This is a genomic window from Microbacterium sp. (genome assembly GCF_051860965.1).
Lineage (GTDB): Bacteria > Actinomycetota > Actinomycetes > Actinomycetales > Microbacteriaceae > Microbacterium.
This window is the reverse complement of record NZ_JBIMKU010000001.1, coordinates 764,882-775,035: the sequence shown is the minus strand read 5'-3', so window position 1 is coordinate 775,035 and position 10,154 is coordinate 764,882. Positions and strand designations below refer to the sequence as shown.

Genomic DNA, 10,154 nt, shown 5'->3' with positions numbered 1-10,154 from the left:
GCGCGTCACCCTCGCGCGGCTACACCTTCCTTCACCACGCCGTCGATGACTGCACCCGGCTGGCATACTCCGAGCGACTCCCCGACGAGCGTAAAGAGACCGCCGCCGCATTCTGGATCCGCGCCCGCTCATTCTTCACCGAGCACGGGATCACCGTCACCGCAGTCATGACCGACAACGGCTCTTGCTACCGCTCGCACGTATTCGCTGCCGCGCTCGGCGACGACGTCCGACACCGCCGCACCCGTCCGTTCCGGCCACAGACCAACGGCAAAGTCGAGCGTTTCAACCGCACACTCGCCGCCGAATGGGCCTACGCGAGACCCTACGAATCAGAATCCCACCGCGAAGCCGCCTACGCCGACTGGCTCCATCACTACAATCACCATCGACCCCACACCGGGCTCGGAGGCTCAACCCCCGCCGAACGCGTTCACAACCTCACGGGGAAGAACAGCTAGAGCTCACCCGGCGACATCGCCTGATCGTCGACCTCCTCCGCGAACCTGCGGAGCGCCGATCGTCCTGTTCGCCGTGGCGCGTAGACGACGAGCGCGTGGAAGAGGAAGCGCGCGAAGAACGCCACGACGAGCGTGATCGCCGTCGCAACGACGGCGGTGATGTGCCATGACTCGACCATGAGCGCGACGATCGGGATGCGGATGAGCAGCTCGGCGTTGTTGAACGACACCGACTTCGCGAACCGCGACCAGAATCCGGATGCCTCGCTCCGCATCTCACGGAAGACGAAGCGCTCGAGGAGCAGGAAGTTGGCGATGATCGTGACCTCGGCCGCCACGATCGCCGAAACCAGGTAGCCGATGCCGAGCTGAGTCATCGCCCACACGATCGCGATGTTCGCAACGGCGCCCAGACCGCCGATGACGGCGAAGAGCGACATCTTGCCGAACCGGAGGTAGGTCAACTGCAGGAGGAAGTGAATGCCCTGGCGGAAGGAGGCCTTCGACTGCCCCGCGTAACGGTCGGCGAAGTCGAAGTCGATCTCGGCTGTGCGCAGCTGCTGACGGGACAGGATCTCGAGCAGGATCTTGAATCCGCGTGGATGAAGGCTCTCGAAATCCACGCGCGAGCGATCGACGAGGAAGAAGCCGGTCATCGGGTCGGTGATGGCTCTCATTCGCATGGGGAACATGGCTCTTGTGACGGTGGTCGACAGACGAGAGACCAACACGCGGATGCGTCCGGCGAGTCCGTGCGAGGTGCCGCCGCCGGCATAGCGAGAGGCGACGACGATGTCCGCGTCGCCTCTCTCGTATCGTGCGACGAGCTCGAGGATCTTCTCCGGCGGATGCTGGAGATCGCCGTCCATGACGATGCACACGTCCGTCGAGGCCGTCCGGATCCCCTCGACGACGGCCCCGCCGAGTCCGCCGGCGGGTTCGTCTCGGTGGATGAGCCGCACAGGAATCTCGGCGGTGGCGGCGACGTCGCGGACGACTGCGGGCGTGTCGTCCGTGCTGTCGTCGACGAAGACGATCTCGACCTTCAGCCCGCCCGCTCGAGCGGCGGCCGTCGTACGGCGGACGAGCTCCGCGATGTTCGGAGCCTCGTTGAAGGTCGGGACGACGATCGTGACGGCGGGCGGAAGCGCGTCCTCTTCCCGGCGGACATCACGGGCGTCAGACGGAAGCGACACGAGCCTTCAGAAAGTCGCTGATCTGACCGCGCAGCAGACGTACATCGCCCTGCAGCTCTTTGAGAGTGTTCAGGTGGGTCCTCCCGCCCTCCAGGTGCACGTCGCGGATGTCCAGCGGATCGCTCGGCGGGCCGCCGAAGAACGGGAGACCCTTACGCGGGGCGGGAAGGTGCACGCTCCCTCGACGCGAGTTCAGAAGCGCCGGATATCCACCCAGGCGAAGTCTTTGATTGGGCGGACGATTGCGCAGGACCGCATCGATTTCACCGGAGGCAACAGCCCGCTCACCGAGAAGGACGGCCTCGCGCACGGTGAAGGTGCGCGAGCGAACGGACGGATTGAGTTGGGCGACGCGCGAGCGCTCGGCGCGGGTCGCGACGAAGATGGCGTCCTGCGAACCGAGCTGTGTCACGGCGATGGGGGCTGAGGCGTGGGACTCGGCGAAGGACGCTCCCGCCGCGGACGATGAGATGAGCGAGGCGCTCACCTCGCACATCGGGTCACGGCGCGTGACGTTCGTGCCACGGGCGATGACCGACCACTCGGCACCATCGGCGTCCGCCAGAAGGGCATCGGCGAAGGTGAAGGCCATGAGCGGCGAACGGCACACGTTCATTGCGCAGACGAACAGCACTCGATGCGCCATGCCAGCCCTTCCTTCCCCAGTGTGTCGAATATACCGGGCTGGGCGCGTCCGGACGCACGGCGAGGAGACGGTAGACCGCGTGGGCGATCGGGAGGCGTCGGACGCGCGCTAGCCTGGACGACAGGGGATGCCGGGAATCCGGCGGGGTGGAGGACGCCGGATGACGTCGTTGCGCACGGGAAGGCCGACGATGAGTCGTGACCCCCGCTCGGTGCTGATCGCGAACCCGGGAGCGGACCTCTACGGCTCGGACCGCATGGCGCTCGAGACCGTGCGCGCGCTCGTCGCCGACGGCCGGCGGGTCACCGTCACCGTGCCCCACGCAGGCCCGCTGGTGCCGATGCTCGTTGATGCGGGCGCACAGGTAGTGGAGTGCCGCACGCCGATCGTGCGCAAGGGACTGCTGAGCGTGCGCGGTCTGCTCCAACTCGTGGGCACCACGTTCGCGTCGATCGGTCCCGGTCTGCGCGTCCTGCGCGCATCCGCGGCGGACACGGTCGTCGTCAACACCATCACTCCGCCTCTGTGGCTCGTGTTGGCGCGGCTCACGGGTCGCTACACCGTCTGTCACGTGCACGAGGGGGAGGCGTCGGTCTCGGGCATCCTGCGTCGTGCGCTGTACCTGCCTCTCGTGTTCGCGCAGCGCATCCTGATCAACAGCCGCTTCAGCCTCGACGTCCTCGAGGACGCAGCGCCGTGGCTGCGCTCCCGGACCCGGATCGTCTACAACGCGGTCGCCGGCCCCGAGGAGGTCGTGCCACCCCGGAGCCGCATCGATGGCTCGGCGCGTCTGCTGTACGTCGGCCGCCTGTCGCACCGCAAGGGTCCGCACATTGCGGTCGACGCTGTACGGATCCTGACCGACCGTGGTGTGGATGTGCGACTCTCAGTTCTCGGCGCCGTCTTCCCCGGCAACGAGGCCTACGCCGAAGAGCTCGATCGTCAGGTCGCCTCGGGCGGTACCGACAGGATCGACATGCTCGGCTTCAAGCCGTCGATCTGGGACGAGCTCGCTGCCGCCGACGTGATCCTCATCCCGTCCACCGTCGATGAGCCGTTCGGCAACACCGCGGTCGAAGCCGCACTGGCGGCGCGACCGTCGGTCGTCAGTGCCGTCGGCGGGCTGCCCGAGGCTGCCGGCCATTCGACGAGCAGCGTGCTCGTTCCGGCCGCCGACGCGCCCGCAGTCGCCGACGCGGTCACGACCATCGTTCGGGAATGGGACGACTATTCCGCACGCGCCGCGCGCGACGCCGTCACCGTCGCGGCGGCGTTCTCTCCAGATCGTTATGCGCAGGAGATGATCTCCGGCATCGCACGACCCGGCCACGGGGGCAGCTAACCACGAAGCTCCCGGACGCCCGAGACCATGAGTCCCCGGGCCCCGCGCTCGACGGCGAGCCGGAACTGCTCGGGCCGTGAGAGCACATGCGCGACGACGGGGCGGCCGTCCGCGGCGAACGCCGCCCACTGTGCATCGGTCGCGTTGTCGTCGAGGCCCAGCATGGTCCACGGCTCCTGGGTCCGGTCGAAAAGTCCTGGGTCGGCCGCGAGCTGATCACCGTAGTAGAATCCCCACGTCTCGAGCCCTTCTTCACGCGCGAGCTCGGCCCATGGCGTGTTCGACGCATCGCTCTTGGCGACGAAGACCTCGGCAGGCGTCTGGACGCTCCCTGTCAGAAGTGCCATCAGCTCGGGATAGTGCTGCGGACCGACGGCTTTCGGATCGACCCACAGTGCGTGCGACCCGCGGTACTGATCAAGCAAGTCGGTCAGGCGCCAGTATGGCCGCGACTCCTGGTCGGGATTGCGGTCAGGAGGAAGAATGCGCAACTTCCTCACCTCGTCCCACGTGTGGTCCGCGATACGAAAGCCCGACACGCCCGCCGTTCGATCCAGCGTGCTGTCGTGCGCTCCGATCCATACGCCGTCCGAAGTGCGGGCGACCGACATCTCCAGCGCGTCCACGCCGAGCGCTACCGACTGAGCGTAGGCGTACTCCGACATCTCGGGCCAGTCGACGGAGCCACCTCGGTGCGCCACGACGAAGGGGCGCTTCGCCAGCATCGCCTCGACCGCCGGCGGCCGCGGCCAGAGCGCGATCGTCAGCGGCACGCCGACGGCGATCGTCGCGAATGCGACGCCTGCTCCGATGAGGACAGCACGGCGACCCACACCCGTCCGGCCGGTGGCCTCGCTCTCAACCGGCGGAGTGAACTCTGTCACGATGCCCGCGATCAGAGACGCTTCATGCGTCGGAACCACACGGGCAATGCGGCCGTGAGGTGGAGGAGGGCCGCGATCGCCAGGAGCGAGTACAGCACCACGAATGCGACCGGGACACCCCACACCGCGAAGGTGAGGCACAGAACGCCGTAGTCGGTGGGCAGGCCGAGGAGCGAGCGCGCGAGCGATGAGCCGCCGGCCTCGGCCGCCTGCGCCACACCCAGACGCGCCCGGAGGAGATCGTTGAGGATCATGCCGAAGAACATCACCGTACCTACGACCGCGAAGCCGAGCGGCACGAGCAGCCACAGCTGCGACGGAAGCGGATAGAAGCGGTACCAGCCGATCGCGACCGCGAGCGGAAGCGAGACGATCTTGCCCGCGTCGATCACGTGGTCGAGCCACTCACCCGCTGGGGACCCCCCGCCGCGCAGGCGAGCGACCTGTCCATCGGCGCTGTCCCACGCGTAGCCGATCGCAAGGAGGAGCCACACGGCAATACCCAGCCCGATCGACGGCGGAACGGTCGCGAGGAGCGCGATACCCGTGAACGTGAAGACCGCGCTGACGGCGGTCACCTGATTCGGCGTCAGACCGATCGTGTGCGCGAGGGCAGCGAGCACGCGGCCGAGCGGCCGATTGACGTAGAGAGAGTATGCAGGTGCGCCTCGACCGCGGCCCTTCTGCGCCGCCGCGAGACTGCGGTAGGACTCGATGTAGGCCAGGATCGCACTCCCTTGTCGTGCGGGGGCACCGCGTCAAGTTCCCGAGCGCGGATGATCGCGACCGGTTCGCACGCCCCCAGTGCTATGCGGTAGGTCGCGAGCCTACCATCGGCCAAATCATCGGATCGGCGGGCAGATGCGGCCGAGACAGATAAACTCCTGTAGAGCATCGGGTGCGACGTCGCGTGACCTCTGGGGAGGGGTCGACGTCAGCATCCTTCATCCGGTCATCGGACCGACGAGAATGCGCATGATCTGGGGAGATTGCGATGGACACGGTGTTGCCTCGCAGACTCGAGGAGGGCTCAGAGTGACGTTCGAGCAGCTCCAGACGCGCCGCGGCATCGTCAAGTCGGTCGGCGGCAGCGCGCTCGCACGCGTGGCGGTCCTGCCGGTGAGCGCGATCCTCGGCATCTTCGTCACGCGCCTCATCATCGACAATTACGGTCAAGCGGCATACGCGCAGTACATCCTGCTCGTCGGGCTAGCGGCGCTGATCCCGTTCACCGACCTCGGGCTCGGGGCTGCCATCATGAACGCCGTCGCGGGCGCATCCGACCCGCGCAGCGACGGCAGGCTCCACGGTGTGCTCGTGTCGTCCCTGCGAGTGCTCGCGATATCGGGGCCGGCGGTTGCCGTCACGGCCGTCGTTATCTACTTCTGCGGATGGTGGGAGCCTCTCCTCGGCGGCGGACTAGCCCTCGAGTCTGGAGCCCTCGCGGCGACTCTGTGCTTCGCGGTATTCGGCCTCAACGTGCTCATCTCATTCGGTCAGCGCATCCTCATCGCGCTGGGGCTGAACTTCCTGGTCATCCTCCTCAACGGACTGCAGACGCCCGTCGTCCTGCTCGCGCTGTGGGGGCTCATCACACTGGGCTCCGGCGATGGCGGATACATCGCCGTGGTGTCGTACACGGCGACAACCGCGCTGTCACTCGTCGCGCTCATTATCGCGTCACGCAGAATCCACCCGATGTTGGGAAACGCCATCCGCGACTCCTTCAATCCGCGGGTGCGCGGCGAGAGGGTGTTCAACACCGCCTGGCCGATGCTCGTCCAGATGATCGCGCTTCCGATCGCCATGTCCTCGGACCGCGTCGTGCTGAGCCACCTGAGCACTCTCGAGCAGCTCACGCAGTACAGCCTCGCATCGCAGATGTTCACGCCGATCTTCGGCGTCGTCGCTGCTGCCGGAATGTCGCTGTGGCCCGTCTTCGCGCGTGCACGGGCCACCGGCACTGCGACGCCCTGGACGCCGGGTGCGATGTCGCTGGTCTTCTCAGGGCTCGCTGCGGTGGCGTGCCTCGCAATCAGCCTGCTGTCCGGGTGGCTCGCCGAACTCGCTTCGGGCGGAACGATCCACCTCCGCTGGGAGCTCCTGCTCGCATTCTCGGTGTTCATCGTGCTGCAATCCGCAAAGTACCCGTACGGGATGTTCCTGACGGATGCGTCGGGCCTGCGCTTCCAGGCGTTCTGGATCCTCGGGATGCTGCCCCTCAACCTCGGTCTCACGATTCTGTTGACGCCCTCGCTCGGAGCGCTCGGGCCGCTCATCGGCTCGATCATCGGCGTGCTGGCGTGTCAACTGCTCCCGAACATGTACCTCGTGCGTCGGCGGCTCGCCATCGAGGCGAAAGTCCGCACAGAGCCGGACGCCACGGCGGATGACGGAGCGTGATACGTGTCGGCAAACCCCCGATCGACCCACCAGAATAGACCTACCCGCACCAGCGAGACACTGAAAAGCGAGCACGCCTCTTGACACTGCACGACTATCTGACATCCCTCCGTAGGCACTGGGTGGTCATCGTGCTGCTCACGATCCTCGGCGGCGCTGCGGGATTCGGCTACGCGCAGACACAGACCGACATGTACAGCTCGACGTCATCGGTGATGGTCATCCCGGCGCGGGGCGACAGCACAAGCGAACTGGTGCAGGGTGCGAACTACGTGCAGACCCTCGTCCAGACGTACATCGTGGTGGCCACCTCGCCTCAGGTGCTCCAGCCCGTGATCGACGACCTCGACCTCGACATGACACCGCAGGCTCTCGCCGGCACCATGACGGTCGACTCCCCGCTCAACACCGCGGTTCTCGATATCCAGGTGCTGAACGCGGATCCCGAGCTCGCCCGCGACATCGCGAACGCGACCGCTGACGAGCTCGCGAATGCCGTGAGCGACCTCTCACCGCAGAACGCCGACAACCAGCCGGCCGTGCGGGTGAGGACGATATCGTCGGCCCAGGTGCCGTCGTACGCGGTTCTGCCCAACACGCGACTCGTCACGATCATGGGCGCCCTCGTGGGGCTCGCGCTCGGGTTCGCCTACGCGCTGCTGCGCCGCCTGTTCGCGACCCGCGTCACTTCCAACGCCGATATCGCCGACATCACTGAGACGCCCGTCCTGGGCGACATCATCGCCTCCTCGAACGGTCGCACAGTGCCGGCCACCATCCGCACGGATCCGACCGGCTCGGTCGCTGAGTCGATGCGCAGCTTCGTCGCCGGCCTGCGGTTCGCAAACGTCGACGGCGACACGCGCGTGCTGCTCGTGACCTCGTCCGAGTCGGGTGAGGGCAAGTCCTCGATCAGCGTCGCCACAGCGCTCATCATGGCGGAACAGGGCAGCACCGTCCTGCTGATCGACGCCGACCTTCGTCGGTCGTCCGTCGGCGAACTCACGCAGCTCGAGAGCTCGGTCGGTCTCACGACGGTGCTCCTCGGTGACGTCCGGCTCGAGACCGCTGTCCAGCCGTGGGCCTCGACCGGCGTCGACATCCTGACGAGCGGTGTCCTGCCCCCGAACCCCGGCCAGCTCCTCACGTCCGAGCGAGTCGGCGAGATCGTCGCGGACGTACGGGAGAAGTACGACTATGTCATAATCGACAGTCCCCCGATGCTGGCCGTCAGCGATCCTCGGTGGCTCGCACCGGTCGCAGACGGCGTGGTCGTCCTCGCGCGCGCACGCAAGACGAGACGTGACGCGCTCACCCGAACACTCGCGGCGCTGAACTCCACGCGCACCCCGGTGCTGGGCATCGTTCTGAACGGCGTGAAACGCGAGGCGAACAACCCGTACTACGCTACGGAGCCCAAACGCAGTCGCCGCTCTCTCGGCCGCCGGCGCCCGGAGCCGGAGAAAGACAGCAAGCCGTCCGGTGAGTGACTCGATGACCGGTCTTCTGCTCGGCCGTGCGAGGTGGCTCCTGCCTGCCGCGATCTTCCTGGTCGCCACTCTCATCGCGCTCACGGGTTCATGGGGCGTCTCGCTCTGGACCGATGAGGCCATCACGATCACCGCCGCCGAGCGCAGTCTCCCCGAGCTGTGGGCGCTTCTTCAGCGGATCGACGCGGTGCACGGCCTCTACTACGCGTTCATGCACTTCTGGATCCAGTTCTTCGGTGCTTCGCCGTTCGCACTGCGACTTCCGAGCGCGCTGGCGATCGGTGCCACCGCGGTGGGCGTATACGTCCTGGGCAGGCGTCTCGCCACACCGAGGACGGCGCTCATCGCCGGCTTGCTGGCCGCGACGCTTCCACGCTTGATGTGGGCTGGGATCGAAGCCCGACCTTTCGCGTTCTCCGCACTACTTGCCGTCTGGGCGAGCTACGCCTTCGTCGTCGCCGCCGGGAATCCGCGCCGATGGGGCTGGTGGGCTGCCTATGCCGGACTGGCCGCGCTCGGAATCATTGAGAACATCTATCTGCTCCTCCTGGTTGTGGCGCATGGCGTGACCGTGATTGTCCGGTACCGCTCGGTCGGACGCGTCTGGGCCGGATTCCTGAGCGCGGCGGCCCTTGCGGGACTTCTCGGTCTACCCGTACTGCTTCTCGCCCGCTCGCAGCAGGGGCAGTTGAGCAGTGCCGGTGACCGCAACCCTCTCAGCATCCTCCGCAAAGTGGTCGTCAATCAGTTCTTCCTCGGCGAGACTCCCGCCGATGGGGCGGCTGCTCCCTGGTTCATGCGGGCGTGGCAAGTGGCGGCGATCCTGGCCGCCGTTCTCGGCGTCGCGTTCATGGTGCTGGCGATCGTGCGGCGAGCACGCGATGGCGACGGCAAGGCGATGATCCTCTCCCTCACGCTCCCGTGGATCGCCGTGCCCACCGCGTTCGTCGCCGGGTACGCCGTGCTCGTCGCCCCGCTGTACCAGCCCCGCTACTTCACCTTTGCCGCACCCGCCGCCGCGCTTCTCTTGGCTCTCGGCATCCGGTCCCTCGCGCGACGGTGGTACGCCATCGCGGCCGTAGCGCTCTACGTGCTCACAGTGAGCGTGGTCTTCGTCTCTCAGCGCATCCCCTTCGCCAAGTCGGGTAGCGACTGGGCGGCATCGTCCGCGATCGTGGCCGAGCGGTCGACTCCGGATGACGCGGTGTACTTCGCTCCCCGGGACGACACCGATGAACTCTCGCAGTACACGGCTCGGCGTATCGCGACGGCGTACCCCGAGGCCTTTGCCGGGCTGGAGGACGTGACGATCCTGACGACGGGAGCTGAGACCGGCACATTCGACGGCTTCTCGATGAAGCTCGCCGACAGCGATCGCCTCGAGGGTCATGATCATCTGTGGATGGTATATGTGGCATCGACCGCGGAGGCTGTGCTCGAAGCGGATCGGGCGTTCCTCGCGGATGAGGGGTTCACCGGCGAGACGGTTTGGAGCGGGCCGCGGTCGGTCGTGGTCGAGTACACACGCGAGTGAGGTGGCACACACCGCCCGGGGCGCCTCCGGAGGTGAACAAGGAGAATCCTCTCATAGTCGGGTCATTCCACTCCGAGCTGGGGTACCGTCTCCAAAACCCGTTCGTACGCGCACCCTGCCGCATCGGCTCTCTCGATGGTGGCCAGGACTCCTACCCGAAGGAGTCGCGCAGCGGTCGTCACGTCAGATGGCCGTGGT

General features: G+C 66.9%; 9 protein-coding genes. 5 read left to right on the top strand and 4 right to left on the bottom strand.

The annotated features are described in order from the left end of the window. Positions 1-461, top strand: a 461-nt coding sequence (locus ACTIFV_RS03530) for an integrase core domain-containing protein (protein WP_439591368.1), incomplete at its 5' end; no start/stop codon positions are given. On the opposite strand, the gene ACTIFV_RS03525 is transcribed toward ACTIFV_RS03530, so the two are convergent. Together ACTIFV_RS03525 and ACTIFV_RS03520 are read right to left on the bottom strand one after the other, a co-directional pair. Next, positions 458-1,657: a glycosyltransferase gene (locus ACTIFV_RS03525; protein WP_439591367.1), complete on the bottom strand. Its 1,200-nt coding sequence runs from the start codon at positions 1,655-1,657 to the stop codon at positions 458-460. The genes ACTIFV_RS03530 and ACTIFV_RS03525 overlap by 4 nt on opposite strands. Beyond that, the gene (locus tag ACTIFV_RS03520; RefSeq protein WP_439591366.1) at positions 1,641-2,303 is read right to left on the bottom strand and encodes a hypothetical protein; all 663 of its coding nucleotides are present in this window, start codon (positions 2,301-2,303) and stop codon (positions 1,641-1,643) included. Before ACTIFV_RS03520 ends, ACTIFV_RS03525 begins: the two co-directional genes overlap by 17 nt. Before the next feature lie 190 nt (positions 2,304-2,493). Here ACTIFV_RS03520 and ACTIFV_RS03515 point away from each other — a divergent pair, with 190 nt between their 5' ends. Next, on the top strand, positions 2,494-3,645 hold the full coding sequence (locus ACTIFV_RS03515; protein WP_439591365.1) for a glycosyltransferase family 4 protein: 1,152 nt from the start codon (positions 2,494-2,496) through the stop codon (positions 3,643-3,645). On the opposite strand, the gene ACTIFV_RS03510 is transcribed toward ACTIFV_RS03515, so the two are convergent. Both ACTIFV_RS03510 and ACTIFV_RS03505 read right to left on the bottom strand, forming a co-directional pair. Beyond that, positions 3,642-4,529: a glycerophosphodiester phosphodiesterase gene (locus ACTIFV_RS03510; protein WP_439591364.1), complete on the bottom strand. Its 888-nt coding sequence runs from the start codon at positions 4,527-4,529 to the stop codon at positions 3,642-3,644. The genes ACTIFV_RS03515 and ACTIFV_RS03510 overlap by 4 nt on opposite strands. Positions 4,530-4,540: 11 nt before the next feature. Next, positions 4,541-5,152, bottom strand: coding sequence for a CDP-alcohol phosphatidyltransferase family protein (locus ACTIFV_RS03505; RefSeq protein ID WP_439591363.1), 612 nt, complete (start codon positions 5,150-5,152; stop codon positions 4,541-4,543). 412 nt (positions 5,153-5,564) lie between these two features. Here ACTIFV_RS03505 and ACTIFV_RS03500 point away from each other — a divergent pair, with 412 nt between their 5' ends. From ACTIFV_RS03500 to ACTIFV_RS03490, 3 genes are all read left to right on the top strand, one after another. Next, positions 5,565-6,932, top strand: coding sequence for a lipopolysaccharide biosynthesis protein (locus ACTIFV_RS03500; RefSeq protein WP_439591362.1), 1,368 nt, complete (start codon positions 5,565-5,567; stop codon positions 6,930-6,932). 80 nt (positions 6,933-7,012) lie between these two features. Beyond that, a complete protein-coding gene (locus ACTIFV_RS03495; RefSeq protein ID WP_439591361.1) occupies positions 7,013-8,422 on the top strand; it encodes a polysaccharide biosynthesis tyrosine autokinase in 1,410 nt (469 codons plus the stop codon). A gap of 4 nt (positions 8,423-8,426) precedes the next feature. Further along, positions 8,427-9,956 carry a glycosyltransferase family 39 protein gene (locus tag ACTIFV_RS03490; RefSeq protein WP_439591360.1) on the top strand — a complete coding sequence of 510 codons (1,530 nt, stop codon included), beginning with the start codon at positions 8,427-8,429 and terminating at the stop codon, positions 9,954-9,956. Positions 9,957-10,154 lie beyond the last annotated feature (198 nt).

Bases quoted from the DNA above. Each gene is read 5' to 3' on its own strand.
- ACTIFV_RS03520 (WP_439591366.1), bottom strand. From the start codon at position 2,303: ATGGCGCATCGAGTGCTGTTCGTCTGCGCAATGAACGTGTGCCGTTCG.
- ACTIFV_RS03515 (WP_439591365.1), top strand. From the start codon at position 2,494: ATGAGTCGTGACCCCCGCTCGGTGCTGATCGCGAACCCGGGAGCGGAC.
- ACTIFV_RS03490 (WP_439591360.1), top strand. From the start codon at position 8,427: ATGACCGGTCTTCTGCTCGGCCGTGCGAGGTGGCTCCTGCCTGCCGCG.